This window comes from Rathayibacter sp. Leaf248 (genome assembly GCF_920939495.1).
GTDB classification, from domain to species: domain Bacteria; phylum Actinomycetota; class Actinomycetes; order Actinomycetales; family Microbacteriaceae; genus Rathayibacter; species Rathayibacter caricis.
The window spans coordinates 31,378-49,555 of the sequence record NZ_CAKLAV010000003.1 but is presented as its reverse complement, the minus strand read 5'-3'; the positions used below and the strand labels follow the sequence as shown (position 1 = coordinate 49,555).

Genomic DNA, 18,178 nt, shown 5'->3' with positions numbered 1-18,178 from the left:
CCAAGAAGGCGGGAAGCGCTGATTTGATCGATCAAATGCGAGTGCTACATTACCTCCGACCGCGGTGCTGTCAACCGGCAGCCACCGACGGCCCGATCCCGCAGGCGCTGCACGACGCGGCCCGCACCGACGATTCAGTGAGGAGTCGACCGTGACGACCGAGCGCGACGACCGCAGCAGCACGCCCCTCCAGCCCCTCCTCCACGAGGCCGTCGTCCTCCTCCGCGCCCCCTCGCAGCTGTGGTGCGACGAGACGGGCGAGCTCGGCGCGCAGCCGATCCACGGGCTCTACCACGGCGATGTCCGCGTGCTCGCCGCAGCGTCCCTCCTCGTCGGCGGGCTCCCCCTCGAGCCGATCGCGGCCGGACGCGACGGGGCCTCCTCCGCCCGCTTCACCGGCCTGGCCCGCCGCCTCGACGACGCGTCGGCGGATCCCCGGTTCCGCGTCGTCCGCACGCGCGCCGTCTCGGCGGGATCGCTCCGCGAGAGCATCCGCCTCGAGTCGGCCCTGGCCGAGGAGGTCGCCACGCGACTCGACCTCGCGCTCGAGCCCGACTTCTCCCTCGTGCACGTCGTGAAGGCCGGGCTGCGCGACGACGCCGAGGTGCGCACTGAGGCGGGCGACGGCTCCGTCGTGTGGACCTCGGGCAGCGTCCGCGCCGAGGTGCGCGCCCCGGGCGCCGCGATCGCGACAGGAGCGACCACGACGCTCTCCTGGGACGTCGTGGTCCCGGCCCGCGGCACCGTCGAGGTCGGGTGGAGCGTCGCGATGGAGGACTCCGCCGCGGTCGTCGCCGGTGCCCCCGGCCCCGCGGAGTGGAGCGGCACGACGGTCGACGCGGGCGACTCCCGCCTCGCGTCCTGGTGCCGCGTCGCCCTCGACGACCTCGACGCCCTGCGGATGGTCACCGTCGACCGTCCGGACGAGCCGTTCCTGGCCGCCGGCGCCCCCTGGTTCTTCACTCTCTTCGGCCGCGACTCGATCTGGGCGGCGCGGATGCTCCTCCCGCTGGGCACCGGGATCGCCGGCTCGACCCTGCGCGTGCTCGCGGGGTTCCAGGGCACCGAGCACGTGGCCGGCACCGCCGAGCAGCCCGGCAAGATCATGCACGAGCTGCGCTCGACGACCCTCGAGATCCCGGGCGAGGGCGTCTCGCTCCCCCCTCTCTACTTCGGCACCGTCGACGCCACGGCGCTCTGGGTCTGCCTGCTGCACGACGCCTGGCGCTGGGGGCTCCCCGACTCCGAGGTCGAGGCCCTGCTGCCCGCGCTCGAGGCGGCGCTGCGCTGGCTCCGCGACGACGGCGACTCCGACGGCGACGGCCTGCTCGAGTACGTCGACACCACCGGGCACGGCCTCGCCAACCAGGGCTGGAAGGACTCGGGCGACTCGATCCAGTGGCGCGACGGCACCCTGGCCGAGGGCCCCATCGCGCTCTGCGAGGTGCAGGCCTACGCCTACGAGGCGGCGATCGGAGGCGCGGCGCTGCTCGAGCGGTTCGGCCGCGACGGAGCCGCGTGGCGCGAGTGGGCGGCGGCCCTGAAGGAGCGGTTCGCGGAGTCGTTCTGGATCGACACGGCCGACGGCGGCTACCCGGCGATCGCCCTCGATGCGCGCAAGCGCCCCGTCGACACGGTCACGAGCAACATCGGCCACCTGCTGGGCACCGGGATCCTGCCGCCCGACCGCGCCGCGCGCGTGGCCGAGCTGCTGGTCTCGCCCGAGCTCTCCTCCGGCTACGGGCTGCGCACCATGTCGACCGACTCCGACGGCTACTGGCCGCTGTCGTACCACGGAGGAACGGTCTGGGCCCACGACACCGCCATCGCCGTCACGGGGCTGGCTCGCGACGGCTTCGGGGCCGAGGCGACGACGCTCGCGCGGGGCCTGCTCGCCGCTGCCGAGGGCTTCGACTACCGGATGCCCGAGCTGCACTCGGGCGATTCCACCGCCGAGGCGCCCGCGCCGGTGCCCTACCCCGCCGCTTGCCGTCCGCAGGCCTGGTCGGCGGCCGCGGCGGTGGCAGTGCTGTCGGCGGCGCTGGGGCTCGCGCCGGGCGGAGAGACGCTCGTCGTCGCTCCGATCTCGCCCGCCCTCGCCGGGCCGATCCGGGTCGACGGGATCCGCCACCGCGGGTCCGTCGTGCCGGTGGACTGGGACGGGCGCGTCTGAGCCCCGGCCGTCAGGGCAGCCGTCGTCAGGGCAGCCGCGCCACCACCGCGCGCGCGATGGTGCGCCCCGAACGGTTCGCTCCGATGGTCGAGGCCGTCGGTCCGTAGCCCGCGAAGAACACCCGCGGGTCGGTGAGGGACGCGCCGTTCGCGACGGCGACTCCGCCCTCGCGCTCGCGCAGTCCGAGCGGCGCCAGGTGGCGCAGCTCCGGTCGGAATCCCGTCGCCCAGATGATCGCGTCGGCGCGCGTGAAGCTCCCGTCGGGCCAGCGCACGCCGTCCTCCTCGATCGAGCGGAACACGCCCCGCTCGCGGAGCACCCCGCGCTCGATCCCGGCCACGACCCTTCGGGTGCGCTGCACACCGGTGCCGCCGACGATGCTCGGCAGGGCCCGGCCGGCTCGCGCCGCGCGGTCCTGCTCGGCCACCGCCTCCACCGCCGACTCGAAGGCGAGCTGCTCGCCGTCGCGGAACTCGACCGGGCGCCGCGTCGCCCAGGTGACCGAGCGCGCGACCCGCTCGAGTTCGAGCAGGAAGCCGATCGCCGAGGTTCCGCCGCCCACGACGACGACCTGCTTGCCCGCGAAGTCCTCGGGCCGCACGTACTCCGTGGTGTCGATCTGCACGCCCCTGAAGCGGTCGCGGCCCGGGTAGTAGGGCACGAACGGCGAGCCCCAGGTCCCGGTCGCGTTCACGACGAGGCGGGCGTGCTCGACGGCGCGGTCCGTCTCGATCACCAGAGCGGAGGAGCGGTCGCCCGGTATCGCACTCGTGACGCTCCGCACCGCCTCGGGACGCCGGACGGGCAGCTCGTAGGCCCGCTCGTAGGCGCCGTAATACTCCGAGACCACGTCGCGCGCCGGACGGCGCCGATCGGCGGTCGAGAACGAGAGGCCCATCCGGTCCATGCCGGGCAGATCGTGCACGCGGTGCGCCGACCCCAGCCGCAGCGCCTCCCAGCGGAACTGCCACGCACCTCCGGGCTCGGGCCCGCGGTCGAGGACCACCAGGTCACGGCCGGATTCGAGCCCCAGACGCCGCAGGTAGTAGGCCACGGCGAGACCGGCCTGACCGGCGCCGATCACCACGACGGAGCGCGGCGCGGAGGCACGGTCCACGCTGCTCCCCCCGTCGTCGAGGGGCCGCCTCGATCCGGATGCCCAGGGCCCGGAGTGGCGTGTGCCCCGTCTGCTAAACTACCGGGTAGATTTCACTGTTCTCAGTTCATCGTTCGTAACCACGTCGTTGATAACCACTTCCCCAGCCGGCTTCATCGCCCGTCTGGCCTGTCATCGTGAGGGGGTCACCCATGGGGCGCGGCCGTCAGAAGGCGAAGAACACCAAGATCGCCCGTGAGCTGAAGTCGTTCAGCCCGGCGGTCGATTACAGCGCGCTGGAGCGAGAGCTCAGCCACCCGGACGAGCCGGACTACTCGAAGTGGATCGACGCCGAGGACGACGGCGACGACACCGATTTCGTCGAGGAGCAGCACCAGAAGCGTGCGTGACGCATCGTCGTCGTCGGGGTCGTCCGGTTCGGGCGGCCCCGACGTCGTTTCCGGAGCGGTCGAGCAGCTGTCGACGCGCGTCGCCTACGAGACGCCGTGGATCCGCGTCCGCGAGGACGAGGTGCTCTGGCCCGGCGGCAGCACGGGCGTCTACTCGGTCGTCGAGCGCGACGACTACGCCCTGGTCCTCCCCCGCGAGGGTGACGGATTCTGGCTGGTCGAGCAGTTCCGCTACCCGATCGGTCGCCGCGCCTGGGAGTTCCCGGCGGGCGGCTGGCCGCACGGCTCCGCAGGCGGCGACGCCCTCGCGCTGGCACGCGCCGAGCTCCGCGAGGAGACGGGTCTGCGGGCGGGACGGCTCCGGCACCTCGGACGGTTGAGCGAGGCGTACGGCTTCGTCGCCCAGTCCGTCGACGTCTTCCTCGCCGAGGAGCTCGAGCACGGCGAGCACGCTCGTGAGGCCACCGAGTCCGACATGGTGCAGCGGTGGTTCGCGGACCACGAGGTCGCCGAGTTGATCCGCGGCGGCGCGATGATCGAGACGGCCGCGGTCGCGGCACTCGGGCTCTTCTGGATGGACCGCGGCCTGGTCCCGTGAGCGGATCGGCGCCGGGATCGGCTCCCGAGCTGCACATCCGCCCCGATTCCGGAGCCGTCACTCGCTCCGGACGGTCGATGTCGGTGGTCTCTGCCACGCTGGATCGATGAGTCCCGTCGCCGTTCCGAGCGCCCCCTCCGGCGGCTCTCGCGGCGCGCGCCTCCCGGTCTGGCGCAGCGAGCGGCGCGGCGCCGATCTCGACGAGGCCCGCGACTTCTACCAGCGCGGGTACAACGGCTCCGGCTTCCGGGCCGAGCGCACGACGACCCCGTTCGAGTACCGCTACGCCTCGACGGGCGGCGGACCGGTCAGCCTGCACTCCGCGTCGTTCCTCGGGCACGTGCGCGGCTCGGTCGATCCGGCCGGCGTCTACGTCGTCCTGTGGCTGACCGCCGGCCGCGCGTCCGTCGACCTCGGGCGCGACGAGAACCGACTGGTCGTCGGGCGGCCCGCGATGTTCCCGACCGGGCGGCCCTTCGGCTTCGAGGCGCTCGAGTACCGCGATGCGCTCGTGCACTTCGACGCCGCCTACCTCGAGCGCGCCGCGGCCGAGCTGCACGGCAGCGAGCCCGGCCCGATCCGCTTCTCTCCCGTGGCGGGCGATCCGGCCCCCTGGTGGGCCGCGGTGCGCGGACTCCGCGACACCCTCGCCGTCTCAGCCGCCCCCTCCGAGCTGCAGCGCGACTCCGCGTCGAGGTTCGCGGCCGAGGCCGCTCTGCGCACCTTCGCCCACCGCATCGTGCCGATGCCCCTCACCCCGCCGTCGGTGAGCGCCCGGCGCCTGCGCCGCGCGGTCGAGTTCGTGCACGCGAACGCCGATCTGCCCCTCGGAGTGGCCGACATCGCCGAGGCCGCCGGCCTCACGATCCGCGGACTGCAGCTCGCCTTCCAGCGCTCCTTCGGCACCACTCCGCGCCACTACCTGCGCGGAGTGCGCCTCGACCGCGCCCGTGACGAGCTGGGCGCCGCCTCCCCCGGAGAGCTCGTCGTCGGAGACGTGGCCGCCCGCTGGGGGTTCGTCGGCGCCGGCCGCTTCGCCCAGCACTACGCGCAGCGCTTCGGCGAGCTGCCCCGGCAGACGCTGCGCCGCTGACGCCCGCTACTTCGCGAGCACCGTCGCGCCGGCCGTCGCCCCGGCGCCGTCGGCCGTGACCGCCTGCACCGACAGCCGGTAGGTCCGCCCGGGGACGAGGTTCGTGAAGGTCTGCGAGCGCTTCGTCGAGGCGACCACCGCCGCCCACGGTCCCGCGCCGCTCCCGTCGACCCCGTCGCGCGACACCCGGTACCCCGTCACGGCCGGCCCGCCCGCGGGCGGTGCCCACGACAGCACGGCCGTCCCCGATCCCGACGCCGTCGCGGTCACCGCGGTCGGCGGACCCGCGAGCACGGCCGGCCGCAGCGTCGCCGTGTACGTGGCGGCCGCACCCGGTGTCGTGATGCTGTGCGCCGCGGCGCCGCCGTCCGACCAGCGGGAGAAGACGTACGGCGTGCCCGACGCGGTCGACTGGGCCGGCACCTCGAGCTGGAGCGGCGACCCCGCCCACGAGACGACGGTGGCGGGCCCGGTGAACGGCGTGCCGTTCACGAGCACGGTACGACCGGCGGGGCTCGTCGCGATCGTGACCGACACCTTCTTCGGCGCGAACACCCGGGTCGACGTCTGCACGAGGCCCTTCGAGTCCGTCGCCGTCACGGTGACGAGCAGATCGCTGTTCCCGGCCGCCGCCAGATCCTCGGGGCCCGGCGCGGTGAACGGCACATCGTTGCCGGTCACGGGACCGAAGAACGGATGGGTGTGCTCGGCGTGCCGGCGCTGCACGGTCCACGACAGCGACGACGCGGGCAGCGTGCCGTCCTCCGGGTCCGTCGCGGTGGCCCGCAGCCGGTAGGTGGTGCCCGAGGTGAAGGTCGCTCCGGCGGCCGGCGACGTGATCGAGACGGTCGGGGCGCGGTTCCCGGAGGAGATCCGCTGCGTCACCGGAGCGGACAGGGCGCCCGCGGAGTCGCGGACCCTCAGCGTCGCCGTCCAGTCGCCCCGGGCGTAGGTGTGGGTGGAGCTGGAGGCCGTCGTGGTCTTCGACGCGGTTCCGTCGCCGAACGACCAGAGGTAGGTGAGAGCGCCGCCATCCGGGTCGCTGCTCCCCGCGCCCTTCAGCGTCACGGCGAGCGGCGCGGATCCGGACGCCGGCGAGGCGGTCAGGACGGCGGTCGGTGCGCGGTTCGCGGTGCCGGTGTAGGCGAGCCGGCGCAGCTGGCCGCCGTTCGCGTAGGTCGTGTAGAAGAGGTCCTGCGTGCCCCGCGAGGGTCCGAACGCCAGGGCGACGGCGCTGCTGGTGCCGAGACCGCTGACGAGGTCGGTCGCGGTGCCGCCGGGGCTGAGCGCCCGGATCTTGCCGCAGACGTAGTCGCCGAAGAGGTACGCGCCCGTGTACGCGGCGGGCCAGACGCCGTTCGGCACGAACGCGCCTCCGGTGATCGAGGCGCAGCCGTCGGCGTGGGAGTAGTCGAAGACGGGATCGGTGTACGCGGCGGGCTTCGCCGCTCCGCAGTTCGTCGGCGAGCCGGTCTGCGCGCAGTGCCCCTCACGGGTGTTCCAGCCGTAGTCGGCGCCCTTGATGCCGGCGTCGATCTCCTCCCACGCGTCCTGGCCGACGTCGTTGATGCGGAACACGGTGCCGGTCGCATTGGGGTCGAACGCCATGCGGAACGGGTTGCGCAGGCCCTGCGCGAAGATCTCGCGGCAGACCGTGCCGCTCGCGGCCGGGGCGAGGCGGCACGACGCGGTCCCGGTCCCGAGGAACGGGTTGCTCGCGGGAACGCCGCCGGACGTGGTGATCCGCGCGATCTTGCCGTTCAGGATGTTGCGGTCGCGCGCCGCGTCGTTCTTGCCGCCGCAGCCGCTGCCGCCCGTCGAGCCGACGCCGCCGCGGTAGTCGCAGCCGCCGTCGCCGATGCTGACGTAGAGCAGACCGTCCTTGCCGACGGCGAGGTCGCCGGCGTTGTGGTAGCCGGCCGGGGAGTAGATGCCGTCGAGGAGGATCGTCTCGGAGGCGGGGTCGATCCGGTCGTCGTCGCCGAGGACGAACCGCGAGACGCGGTTGCGCGGGGCTCCGGTCGGCATCTTCGTGCCGTTCGCGTTCGTGGGGCACGCCGCATCGGATCCGCGTGCCGTGTAGAAGACGAAGATCGCGCGGGTCGTGGGGTCGGGGTCGACCGCGAGCCCGAGCACGCCGCGCTCGCCGTTGGCGCAGATCTTTGCGCGCAGGTCGATCGCCGGGGTGGCGAGCAGCACCCCGTTCTCGACGATGCGGATGGGCCCGCCGCGGGAGGCGACGAGCGCCCGCCCGTCGAGGGCGAAGGCGAGCGCCGTCGGAGACGGGACGTCGGCGACCAGGGTGTCGGTGAACTTCGCCGGGATCACGGCGCTCGCGGAGACGGCCGCGGCCTGTGCGACGGCGGTGCTCGCGGCGACGGCGCTGCTCGCCGGGACGGCGGCGCTCGCGGGAACGGCTCCCGGCGCGGCCGGAGCGAGAGTCGCGACGAGGACGACCGCGGCGAGCGCGGCGAGTCCGCGGCGGAGGAAGGGGAGCGAGCGCACGGGTGCCTCCACGTCGACCCCGAGGGCCGGCGCATCGAGATCGGAGTGGAACGGGAAGGGGTCGTGCGGCGCACGCGGGCCCGCGGTCCTCCTCCGCTGGGAAGGGAGGAGGACCGCGGGCCCGGAGCGGCTACTTGACGACGGTGGCGGTCGCCGCGGAGGTGCGCGAGACCGTCGTGTAGGCGGTCTTCTTGCCCGTCACGGTGACGGTGACCTTCTTGCCGACGGTGCTGCTGGTCGGCTTGAAGGTCGACGACGTCGCTCCGCTGATCGCAACACCGTTCGCCTTCCACTGGTACGTCAGGGTGACGGGAGCGGGACCCCAGGCTCCGGGGTTCGCCGTGAGGGTGAACCCGACCTTGGCGGTGCCGGAGACGGTGGGCGTCGGGGCGACGAGCGTGCCGGCGACGACCGCGGCCGACGCATCGGACGTGCGGGTCACCCGGGTGTAGCCGGTCTTGCTGCCGGTGACCGTGACGGTGATCGTCTTGCCGAGCACGGCGCTCGTGGGCTTGTACGTCGATCCCGTCGCGCCGCTGATGGCCGTGCCGTTCGACATCCACTGGTAGACGAGCGAGACCGGAGCGGGACCCCAGGCGCCGGGGTTCGCGGTGAGGGTCGAGCCGACCTTCGCGGTGCCGGTGATCGTCGGCTTCACGGCGGTGAGGGTGCCGGAGGCGACCGCGGCGGTCGCGGCGGACGTGCGGGTCGAGGCGGTGTAGCCGGTCTTGCTGCCGGTGACGGTGACGGTGATCCGCTTCCCGAGCGTCGCGCTGGTCGGCTTGTAGGTGGAGGCGGTGGCGCCGCTCAGCGCCGTGCCGTCGGCCTTCCACTGGTACGCGTAGGCGACGGGAGCCGGACCCCAGGCGCCCGGGTTCGCGGTGAGGGTCGCTCCGACCTTCGCGGTGCCGGTGATGGTCGGGGTGGCGGCCGTGAGAGCGGCGCTCCCCATCCGGACCGAGCTGGAGGAGGCGATGCTGGAGCCGGCCGAGTTGATGGCGCGGACCGAGAGCGTGTAGGTGGAGCCGAGCGCGAGGTTCGAGAACGTGCGCGAGCGGGTGGACGCCGAGACGATGATCGACCACGGTCCGTTGCCCGACGCGTCGACGCCGTTGCGGGAGACCTCGTAGCCGGTGATGGCTCCGCCGCCGTCGTCATAGGGAGGGCTCCACGTGAGGGTGGCCGCGCGCGCGCCGTCGTCCTTGGTCGCGGTGACGTTCGTCGGGGTTCCCGGAGCGCTCACGTACGGGATGTAGATCCACGTCTCCGAGACGTAGCCCGTTCCGTAGGCGTTGATCGCCGAGACGGAGAGCCAGTAGCTCGACTCCGACTGCAGATTGGTGAACTTCTGCGACCGGGCGGAGGCCGAGACGATGGTCGACCACGGTCCGGCGCCGGAGGCGTCGGTCCCGTTGCGCGCGACCCGGTAGCCGGTGATCGCGGATCCGCCGTCGTACTCCGGCGCGTCCCAGAACAGCGTCGCCGACCGGGCCGTGCCGTCGGCCGTGGAGTAGACGTTCAGCGGCTCCCACGGAGTGCTGGCGCGGGCCGCCGACGTGGCCGCCTCGGTCGGAGCCGTGACGGCGGCGGTGCTGAGCGTGGTCGGCTCCACCTCGGCGGCGACCGCCGCGGAGGGCGCCGCCAGCGCGAGCGCGGCGGCGGCGGCGACGGCGGTGAGCCATCGCGGGATGAGGGGCTTTCGCTCCATGGGTTCGTCTCCAAATCGGCGTGCGCGACGAGCGGCGCATCTCTGCGCGCCGTCGGGTCATCGGGTGAGCGCCGTCCGCTGCGATCGGGTGATCAGCGGGAGGCGAGAGGGTGGGGACGCGGATGTCGGAGTCCGGACCTCGAGGAGAGAGGCGAGCGTTCCGATCGCGCGAGGCACAACTTATCGGCGCGAAGCGAGGACGATTGACCCCCCTTTCGGCCGTTTCTGTGAGCGCTCTCCGCGATGTCGTTCCCACCGTGACAGCGGAGGCCGATCGACGTCGGTCCGAGAAGGCCGACCGCTCGTGCGGCCGGCGTCGCGCTGTCAGGACGGTACGTCTCTCCAGGCCGCGCCGGCGATGACAGGCGCCGGAACCGCTCTGAGCGCCGCCGCGGACCGGTTGTCACGAACGACTCGTGCAGGACGGGGAAATACCTATCGCACCGATCCGGCAGGCCACCGGATCCCCCGTGCGGAGGACGCCGATCCTGTGTCCCCGCCCCGGGGATAGTGCGTCTTCCGATGCCGTGCTGATAATGAGCGACTCCGCCCCTCGAGCGCTCGAATTCCTCTCTTAGGAACCCTGAGCACCGTCTCGGCTCCCGCCGCCCGACCGATCGGTTCCTCGTGCCCCCCAGAACTCCGCGCCTCGCGCGCCTCGCCGTGATCGTCGTCGCCGCGCTGCTCCTGGCGTTCCTCCCCGCAGCTCCGGCATCGGCCGCGACCGCGTTCACGACCGCGCCGACGCCCACGATCTCGGGAACCGCCGCCGTCGGCTCCGTGCTGACCGCGAAGACCGGCACCTGGAACCCCGTGCCCACCTCGTACGCCTACCAGTGGAAGCGCTCCGGAACAGCGATCACCGGCGCGACGGCCTCCACCTACAAGGCCGTCCCCGCCGACTCCGGACGCACGCTCACCGTCACGGTCACCGGCAGCAGGACCGGCTACACGACCACTCCCCGCACCTCCGCTCCGACCGCCACGATCACCACCCCGCGCGCCTTCACCACGGCGCCGACCCCGACGGTGACGGGCACCACGAGAGTCGGCTCCGTGCTGACCGCGAAGACCGGCACCTGGAACCCCGTGCCCACCTCGTACGCCTACCAGTGGAAGCGCTCGGGAACCGCGATCACCGGCGCCACCGCCGCCACCTACAAGGCCGTCACCGCCGACTCCGGACGGACGCTCACCGTCACCGTCAGCGGCAGCCGGACCGGCTACACGACCACCCCGAAGACCTCCGCTCCGACCGCCACGATCAAGCCCGGTCCTCCCGGCGCGGCGACGAGTGTCGTCGCCGTCGTCGACGATGCGGCGGCGACCGCGACGATCTCCTGGCAGCCGCCGGCCACGACCGGCGGCTCGGCGATCACCGGTTACCGGCTCACCCGGGACGGCGTCGACTCGACCGGTCAGGGCGCGTGGTCGCACCTCTACGGTCCGGAGAAGCGGTCGGTGACGCACATCAGCCTGGTTCCCGGCAGCACCTACAGCCTCACGGTCACTCCGGTGAACGCGGTCGGGAGCGGGCCGACCACCGCGCGGTCCGTCACCCTGGCGCCGAAGGTCCTCGTGGCTCCGACGCCCACCGTCTCGGGCACGCCGACCGTGTACTCGACCCTCACGGCGAACTCGGGAGCGTGGACCCCCGGTACTCGTCTGAGCTACCAGTGGTACGCGAACGGGACCGCGATCAGGGACCGCGAGGGCGCAGCGGCCGTGGGTCCGACGTTCAAGACCGACATCGCCCAGTCGGGCACGCGAGTGACCGTCCGTGTGACGGGGACCCTGCCGGGCTACACCCCCGTCGTGCGGGAGAGCGCGGCGACGACGCCGATCCGGCCGCGGGAGGTGTTCGAGCTCTCGACCATCGGGCAGAGCGCCCCCTACGTGCTCTCGCCCCGCGGAGCGCGGGTCTACACGATCTCCCGCCCTCTCAACCTCCAGGAGACCGACGAGGGGGAGGAGCCGGTGAGGTGGACCGCCGAGGCGGGCACGATCATCAAGGTCTACGACGGCATCGCTGCGAATCTCCCACTGAAGGCCACCGGCACCGCGACCTCGCCCGTGGTCGTCACGTCGATCCACGACGACACCGTCGGCGGCGACACGGACGGCCCGTCGGCGGCCCTGCCCGCCACCGCGACTCCGTGGAAGGGCATCGACGTCTTCGAGCAGCACTACATCTACGACGAGTACCCGTACGAAGCAGAGAATTGCCGGATGGATGCGGAGTACCTCGTCGTGAAGCACGCGGAGACCGGCGTCTTCTGCAAGGTGTCCGAGAGCGACATCAAGATCTCGCATTCGCAGATCTGGGGTGGCGTGTTCCTCAGGGGGACGTCGGTGGATCTGCAGGACAACGAGTTCGTCCGGGGGCGGGTGTACGTGTCCGTCCCGACCCGAACGCCTCGGATGGACGACTGGTTGCCGCCGGAGCACCCCGTCATCGTCCGGAACAACGTCTTCACCGGGCTCCCGGGTCTCACGACCACGCCGATCGAGATCCATGAGGCACTTTTCGAGACGACCACGGCGATCGCGGGCAACACCGCTTCCGGCATCACCAATCCCCACATGCTTCTCGACGGCACGCTCGCGACCGACTCCCTGACCCTCGGTGCGGGATGGGTCTACGACCTGGTCACCGATTGGCCCGAGTACTGGCACGTCGACGGCACGCTGGTCGTGCAGCCGGGAGTGGTGGTCAGGATCGGCCAAAGCGTCGGGTTCCGCGGTCAGATCACAGCAGTGGGCACGGTGTCGCAGCCGATCACGTTCACCTCGATGCTCGACCGCTCGATCGGGATCACCGCACCCCGCGGCCCGTCTCCGGTCCTCGACTACGCCTCCGGCAGCGGCTGTATCGAGGGCGGAGCGTTCACATCCACGTCCCGGAACTACACAGTGCGTTCGCTCACCACCTGCGGCTAGAGGTCGCGCGCCGCCGCAAGCCCGTTCCGCGCCGACTCCGCCCGGCGTAGTGTCCGAGGACGGCGCGCGGAACGGTCCGCGCGCTCGCGTCGATGGAGCCGCGATGTTCGAACCCGAAGGATCCGTGCACCCTGTCGCACGGCTCAGCTACGTCACCGCCGCCCTCCTGGTGGGTGCGGTCCTCGTCGGAGGCGCTGTCGGCGCCGCCGTCGCCCTGGTGCTCTACCTGCCGGCCGCGCTCGCGTCCGGTCCGCTCGACCCGTCGGCGCTCGTGAGCTTCGGGATGCTGATGGGCGTCCTTTCGGGAGCGGGCATCGGCCTCTGCGGCGGCGTCGGCGCCGTGGCGGGCATGGTGTCCGTCCGCGCCGTGAACCGCAGCGACTCCGCGTTCGTGCTCGGCACGAGCTCGGGCTCGGCCCTGGGCGTCCTCATCGCGGCGGCGAACCTCCTGGTCAGCCGGGACGTTCCGACCTGGATCACGGTGCTGCTGGCGACGGCCGCCGCCTTCGCCCTCTGCGCCTGGGGGTCCTGGCTGCTGACCCGGCACGAGCACGCCTGGGAGCGCGCGCACGCCCGCTCGCAGCACCACCGCCCGGCCTGAGCCACCTCCGGCTCGCAGGATCACCTCCGGCTCGCAGAATCACGTTCGGCTCGCAGGGACCGGCGGATTCGACGAGCCCGACGCGTTCTCACGAGCCGAACACGACTTTGGAGCGACCGTCCGGCTCGCAGAATCGCAATCGGCTCGCAGAAACCGGCGGATTCGACGAGCCCGACGCGTTCTCACGAGCCGAAGGTTGCCCCGGAGCTGCGGCGTCAGCCCGCGTACGCCCCGACCAGGCGCACCGCGCCGCCGTCGACGCCCTTGGCGCCCTGCTCGAAGCCCTCGAACGAACGGGTGCTCATCGACACGCGCCCCGCGATCCACGACGGCACGCCCGACGCCTCGAGCGAGGCGATGACCGACGGAGCCGCCTCCGCGTCGACCACGGCGAACATCCCGATGCCGAGGTTCCAGGTGCCCTCGGTGCTCTCGAGCGTCGCGCCCGACATCCCGGCGAGCGCGCGGAACACGTCCGACGGGCTCCAGGTCGACCGCTCGACCTCGACCCACGAACCGCGCGGAAGCACGCGAGCGAGGTTCGCGGCGATGCCGCCTCCGGTCACGTGGCTGATCGAGTGCACGGCCGACCCGAGCGTCTCGTGCTCGAGGACGTCGAGCAGCGGCCGCGTGTAGAGGCGAGTGGGCTCGAGCAGCACCTCGCCCACCACTCCACCGAGCTCGGTCGAGCGGTCGGTGAAGCCGATGCCGCGCTCGGCGAGGATGTGGCGCACGAGCGAGTAGCCGTTCGAGTGCAGTCCGGAGGAGGCCATCGCGATGACGACGTCGCCGTCCTGCACGCGGTCGGCGCCGCGCACCGCGTCCGCCTCGACCACTCCGGTCGCCGCTCCGGCCACGTCGTAGTCGTCGGGTCCGAGGAGCCCCGGGTGCTCGGCCGTCTCGCCGCCGACGAGCGCCGTGCCGGTGGCCGAGCAGGCCCGCGCGATGCCGGCCACGATGTCGGCGATGCGCGCCGGGACGACCTTGCCGCAGGCGATGTAGTCGGTCATGAAGAGGGGGCGGGCGCCGACCACGACGATGTCGTCGACGACCATGCCCACGAGGTCCTGGCCGATCGTGTCGTGCTTGTCGATCGCCTGCGCGAGCGCGACCTTCGTGCCGACTCCGTCGGTCGAGGTCGCGAGCAGCGGCGCTCGGAAGTCCTTGAGGAACGACACGTCGTAGAGGCCGGCGAACCCGCCGACTCCGCCGAGCACGTGGCGGTCGTGCGTCGCCGACACGGCCGACTTCATCAGCTCGACCGCGAGATCACCCGCCGCGGTGTCGACTCCGGCGCGGGCGTAGCTGCTCGTCTCATCACTCACGCGACGACCCTACCGACTGGCCCGCCCCGCCGAGAGTCCGCGAGAGGCCTCCTCCGCCCTGCCAGAGGGTCGGCGGATCCGCCCGACAGGGTGCCTCCGTGCCGCTCAGCACCGGCCGATCCGCCCAGGGCGAACCATTAGGGGATGCGTCCCCCACGTGTCAGGATGGACCGTCATCCCCCCCCTGCTACCCGATTGGGAGCCCATCCGGCATGTGCGGAATCGTAGGAATCGTCTCCTCGGGACCCGTCAACCAGTCCATCTACGACAGCCTGTCGCTCCTGCAGCACCGCGGTCAGGATTCGACCGGCATCGCGACGGCCGACGGCAGCACCCTCCACATCAAGAAGGCGGCGGGGCAGGTCCGCGAGGCGTTCCGCACGCGCGACATGCGGTCGCTGCTCGGGACCATGGGCCTCGGGCACGTCCGCTACGCCACGAAGGGCAACGCGGAGCGCGAGGAGGAGGCGCAGCCGTTCTACGTGAACGCGCCGTACGGCATCATCCTCGTCCACAACGGCAATCTGACGAACACGCGCGAGCTCACCGACGAGCTCTTCACCGTCGACCGCCGCCACCTCAACACCACCTCCGACACGGAGTTGCTGGTGAACGTCCTCGCCAACGAGCTGCAGGCGTCGATCTCGGGGCGCTACCTCGACGCCGACGAGGTGTTCGACGCGGTGGCCCGCGTGCACGAGCGCGTCGAGGGCTCGTACGCGACGATCGCGCTGATCGCCGGCAAGGGGCTGCTCGCGTTCCGCGACCCGTTCGGCATCCGCCCGCTCATCGTCGGCCGCCGCTCGAACGTCGGGGCGACCGACGACTGGGTCGTCGCCTCCGAATCGCTCGTGCTCGAGGCGCAGGGCTTCGAGATCGTGCGCGACGTCGCTCCCGGCGAGGCGATCTTCATCACTCCGGACGGCCGCATGGCGAGCCGCCAGTGCGCGAAGGACCCCCGCCTCATCCCCTGCTCGTTCGAGTACGTCTACCTCGCGCGCCCCGACTCCGTGATGTCGGGCATCTCGGTCTACGAGGCGCGCCTGCGCCTGGGCGACCGCCTCGCCGACACGATCGCCGCCTACACGCCGGGCGGAGCGATCGACGTCGTCATGCCCATCCCGGACTCGTCCCGCCCCGCCGCGATGCAGGTCGCGCAGAAGCTCGGCATCGAGTACCGCGAGGGCTTCTACAAGAACCGCTACGTCGGCCGGACGTTCATCATGCCCGGGCAGGCGGTGCGCAAGAAGTCGGTGCGCCAGAAGCTCAACGCGATGTCGAGCGAGTTCAAGGGCAAGAACGTGCTGATCGTGGACGACTCGATCGTCCGCGGCACGACCTCGAAGGAGATCGTCGACATGGCGCGCACGGCCGGAGCGAACACCGTCACGTTCGCCTCCGCCGCCCCGCCCGTGCGCTACCCGCACGTGTACGGCATCAACATGCCCTCGCGGCAGGAGCTCGTCGCCCACAACCGCCGGATCCCCGAGATCTCGGAGGCGATCGGCGCCGACTACCTGATCTACCAGGAGGTCGCCGACATGAAGGCGGCGATCCTCGAGGGGTCCGACGTCACCGATCTCGAGACCAGCTGCTTCACGGGCGAGTACATCACCGGCACCGTGACTCCGGAGTACCTGGACTGGGTCGAGCGCACGCAGCTCAGCTGATCCCGCGCATCGGGGCCGCTGAGCGCGCTCGCCACCAGCACACGCTCCGAGCCTCCGCAACCGGGTGCCCGGTCGCCGCCGCGGCGTCCAGACTCGTCTGCGTGCGCCATCCGGGCGCGCAGACGAGGAGCCTCCCGTGATCTACCGCCTGATCCCCTACGCGCTGATGTTCATCGCACGCAAGCTGACGAAGTCGCAGAAGGCGAAGCGCACGATGCAGAACGCCGCACGCAGGACCGCCCGCAAGGGACGCTGAGCCGATCCGTCAGCGGACGGCGGTGCCCGGCTCCTGCGCGGAGCCGCCGTCCGCCTCCGGGTCGTCGGAGACGCCCTCACGGGCGACCGTGCGCTCGGCGGTCCGGCGGACCACCTTGCGTCCGACGACGCGGTCGAGGATCACGACGATCAGCCCCGCGAGGGCGCCGAAGAGCGTCACGAACAGCAGCAGGCTGAAGCCGAAGACCTGGCCCCGCGAGAAGCCCTGCGTCTCGGGCAGGGCGAAGGTGAGCACGAACGCGGTGATCGCGCCGAGTCCGGCGCCGAGCGCCAGGATGCGCCAGATGCGCGGGCTCCGGCGCACCTCGACCTCTTCGCGGGTCACCTCGACGTCGTCGGAGTGCTGCGGAGTGTCGAGCGGATCGGTCATGCCTCCATTCTCCCCTGTGCCGGCCTCGGAGGGGACCGTGTCCGGTGCGGGCGAACAGCACGCGGCATCCGGCCGCTTCCGCCCTCGGCACCGTCCGGCTCCGCGAGTGGACGCCCGATGGGATCCGTCGACACTGCAGGCCCCGTTCCGCGACCACTTGTCCGCACGGCCTCGGCGACCGGGCCGGTCTCTCCACACCCTGCTCGACAGCCGCCGACCATCGGAGGAGCGGCTCACATCGCGTGGACCAGGCGCCCCGCCTGCGCGCGCAGCTCGCGCACGACCGTCCGGACCGACAACCGCTCGGCGCGATCGGGCCGCATGAGCGCCACGATGTGCCGCACCGAGCTGACCCCCCGGAGGGGCTTCACGACGATGCCGGGGGCGCCCGCCGTGTAGCGCGGCAGCACCGCGATGCCGAGGCCGGCCGCGACGAACGCCTCCGTCACGCGGGTCGACGCGAAGCGCTGCTCGACGCGCACGGCCTCGCCCGACGCCGTCTCGATCTCCTGCATGACGCTCTCGAACGGGAATCCGTCCGGTACGCCGATCCAGGTCTCGCCGACCAGGTCCGCGGCCGTCACCGTGGCCCGCTCCGCGAGCCGGTGCCCGACGGGAAGGGCGATGTCCAGCGGCTCCACCATCAGCTCCGCCATCGCGAGACCCCGGCCCGCCCAGGCGCTGCGGCCGGTCGGCGAGTGGCCGAGCACGATGTCGAAGTCGGCGGTGAGGTCGGCGAACTCGTCGGTGCCCGGATCCACGTCCTCGCACTGCACGACGAGTCCCTCCACGCTGCGCAGCGCCACGAGCGCGTCGGGCAGGAGCATCTGCCCCGCGGTCGGGAACGTGGCGATCGTGACCTCGCCGATCGGGTTGTTCTTGAAGGTCTGCCAGACGGCGTCCGCGCGTTCGAGCGCGATGGCGATCTCGGTGGCGCTCCTGGCGAGCTCGCGGCCGGCACCCGTGAGGACCACTCCGCGGCCCGACCGCTCGATCAGGGGCACGCCCGCCTCGCGCTCGAGCACCTTGAGCTGCTGCGAGACGGCGGAGGGGGTGCGGTGCGTCGCCTCCGCGACCGCGGTGATCGAGCGCCGCATCGAGAGCTCCCTGAGCAGTTCCAGCCGCCGCACGTCCATGAAGCAACGCTACACGTCAGGGCAAGAACACGTCGATTGTCCTAAGGAACAGGAGTGGCCAGAGTGGACGTTGTACACAGCATCCCGGCGGATGGATCCCGTTCCGCCACAACGAAAGGCAGAACAGTCATGAGCATCGCAATCGTCGCCCTCCTCGCCGGAGTCTCCGCCTGGGGCGCCGTCGCGACCGTGCTCGTCACCCGCCGCGACGGCTATCGTCAGGTCCCGACCCAGCACTGAGCCCCGCGCTCCGCGACAGCACTCGCGTCCGAACGCC

Annotated in this window: 13 protein-coding genes; 7 read left to right on the top strand and 6 right to left on the bottom strand. The window is 72.2% G+C overall.

The genetic code is table 11. The features are described 5' to 3' along the window. Nucleotides 1-151 precede the first annotated feature (151 nt). On the top strand, nt 152-2,173 hold the full coding sequence (locus tag LRG51_RS18355) for a glycogen debranching N-terminal domain-containing protein (RefSeq protein ID WP_230674126.1): 2,022 nt from the start codon (nt 152-154) through the stop codon (nt 2,171-2,173). Between the two features lie 25 nt (nt 2,174-2,198). Here LRG51_RS18355 and LRG51_RS18350 read toward each other — a convergent pair whose 3' ends face one another. Beyond that, the gene (locus tag LRG51_RS18350; RefSeq protein WP_230674125.1) at nt 2,199-3,290 is read right to left on the bottom strand and encodes an FAD-dependent oxidoreductase; all 1,092 of its coding nucleotides are present in this window, start codon (nt 3,288-3,290) and stop codon (nt 2,199-2,201) included. A gap of 191 nt (nt 3,291-3,481) precedes the next feature. Between LRG51_RS18350 and LRG51_RS18345 the strand changes: the two genes are divergently transcribed. The 3 genes from LRG51_RS18345 to LRG51_RS18335 all read left to right on the top strand — a co-directional run bounded on the left by LRG51_RS18345 (nt 3,482) and on the right by LRG51_RS18335 (nt 5,370). Further along, nucleotides 3,482-3,679: a DUF3073 domain-containing protein gene (locus LRG51_RS18345; protein ID WP_055789263.1), complete on the top strand. Its 198-nt coding sequence runs from the start codon at nt 3,482-3,484 to the stop codon at nt 3,677-3,679. Further along, entirely contained in the window at nt 3,672-4,277 is a 606-nt protein-coding gene (locus LRG51_RS18340) for an NUDIX domain-containing protein (protein ID WP_230674124.1), read from the top strand. The genes LRG51_RS18345 and LRG51_RS18340 overlap by 8 nt, the downstream gene beginning before the upstream one ends. A gap of 106 nt (nt 4,278-4,383) precedes the next feature. Continuing rightward, nucleotides 4,384-5,370 carry an AraC family transcriptional regulator gene (locus LRG51_RS18335; RefSeq protein ID WP_230674123.1) on the top strand — a complete coding sequence of 329 codons (987 nt, stop codon included), beginning with the start codon at nt 4,384-4,386 and terminating at the stop codon, nt 5,368-5,370. Nucleotides 5,371-5,376: 6 nt separating this feature from the next. Here LRG51_RS18335 and LRG51_RS18330 read toward each other — a convergent pair whose 3' ends face one another. Continuing rightward, nucleotides 5,377-7,875: a PQQ-dependent sugar dehydrogenase gene (locus LRG51_RS18330; RefSeq protein WP_230674122.1), complete on the bottom strand. Its 2,499-nt coding sequence runs from the start codon at nt 7,873-7,875 to the stop codon at nt 5,377-5,379. Nucleotides 7,876-8,005: 130 nt separating this feature from the next. Continuing rightward, on the bottom strand, nt 8,006-9,583 hold the full coding sequence (locus tag LRG51_RS18325; protein ID WP_055789250.1) for a fibronectin type III domain-containing protein: 1,578 nt from the start codon (nt 9,581-9,583) through the stop codon (nt 8,006-8,008). 627 nt (nt 9,584-10,210) lie between these two features. On the opposite strand from LRG51_RS18325, the gene LRG51_RS18320 reads away from it, so the two are divergent. Further along, nucleotides 10,211-12,523 carry a fibronectin type III domain-containing protein gene (locus tag LRG51_RS18320; protein ID WP_230674121.1) on the top strand — a complete coding sequence of 771 codons (2,313 nt, stop codon included), beginning with the start codon at nt 10,211-10,213 and terminating at the stop codon, nt 12,521-12,523. Nucleotides 12,524-12,647: 124 nt separating this feature from the next. After that, on the top strand, nt 12,648-13,124 hold the full coding sequence (locus LRG51_RS18315) for a hypothetical protein (RefSeq protein ID WP_230674120.1): 477 nt from the start codon (nt 12,648-12,650) through the stop codon (nt 13,122-13,124). A gap of 215 nt (nt 13,125-13,339) precedes the next feature. Here the strand turns inward: LRG51_RS18315 and purM are convergent, their stop codons facing one another. Then, nucleotides 13,340-14,449: a phosphoribosylformylglycinamidine cyclo-ligase gene (gene purM, locus LRG51_RS18310; protein WP_230674119.1), complete on the bottom strand. Its 1,110-nt coding sequence runs from the start codon at nt 14,447-14,449 to the stop codon at nt 13,340-13,342. Nucleotides 14,450-14,661: 212 nt separating this feature from the next. On the opposite strand from purM, the gene purF reads away from it, so the two are divergent. Then, nucleotides 14,662-16,119: an amidophosphoribosyltransferase gene (gene purF, locus LRG51_RS18305; RefSeq protein ID WP_230674118.1), complete on the top strand. Its 1,458-nt coding sequence runs from the start codon at nt 14,662-14,664 to the stop codon at nt 16,117-16,119. A 265-nt stretch (nt 16,120-16,384) separates the two neighbouring features. On the opposite strand, the gene LRG51_RS18300 is transcribed toward purF, so the two are convergent. Together LRG51_RS18300 and LRG51_RS18295 are read right to left on the bottom strand one after the other, a co-directional pair. Beyond that, the gene (locus LRG51_RS18300) at nt 16,385-16,765 is read right to left on the bottom strand and encodes a hypothetical protein (RefSeq protein WP_055789232.1); all 381 of its coding nucleotides are present in this window, start codon (nt 16,763-16,765) and stop codon (nt 16,385-16,387) included. A gap of 233 nt (nt 16,766-16,998) precedes the next feature. Beyond that, nucleotides 16,999-17,901, bottom strand: coding sequence for a LysR family transcriptional regulator (locus tag LRG51_RS18295; RefSeq protein WP_055789228.1), 903 nt, complete (start codon nt 17,899-17,901; stop codon nt 16,999-17,001). Between the last annotated feature and the right edge of the window lie 277 nt (nt 17,902-18,178).

What these genes read in the sequence shown, in the direction of transcription:
- LRG51_RS18345 (WP_055789263.1), top strand. Translation starts at nt 3,482, where the DNA reads ATGGGGCGCGGCCGTCAGAAGGCGAAGAACACCAAGATCGCCCGTGAG.
- LRG51_RS18335 (WP_230674123.1), top strand. Translation starts at nt 4,384, where the DNA reads ATGAGTCCCGTCGCCGTTCCGAGCGCCCCCTCCGGCGGCTCTCGCGGC.
- LRG51_RS18325 (WP_055789250.1), bottom strand. Translation starts at nt 9,583, where the DNA reads ATGGAGCGAAAGCCCCTCATCCCGCGATGGCTCACCGCCGTCGCCGCC.
- purF (WP_230674118.1), top strand. Translation starts at nt 14,662, where the DNA reads ATGTGCGGAATCGTAGGAATCGTCTCCTCGGGACCCGTCAACCAGTCC.
- LRG51_RS18300 (WP_055789232.1), bottom strand. Translation starts at nt 16,765, where the DNA reads ATGACCGATCCGCTCGACACTCCGCAGCACTCCGACGACGTCGAGGTG.
- LRG51_RS18295 (WP_055789228.1), bottom strand. Translation starts at nt 17,901, where the DNA reads ATGGACGTGCGGCGGCTGGAACTGCTCAGGGAGCTCTCGATGCGGCGC.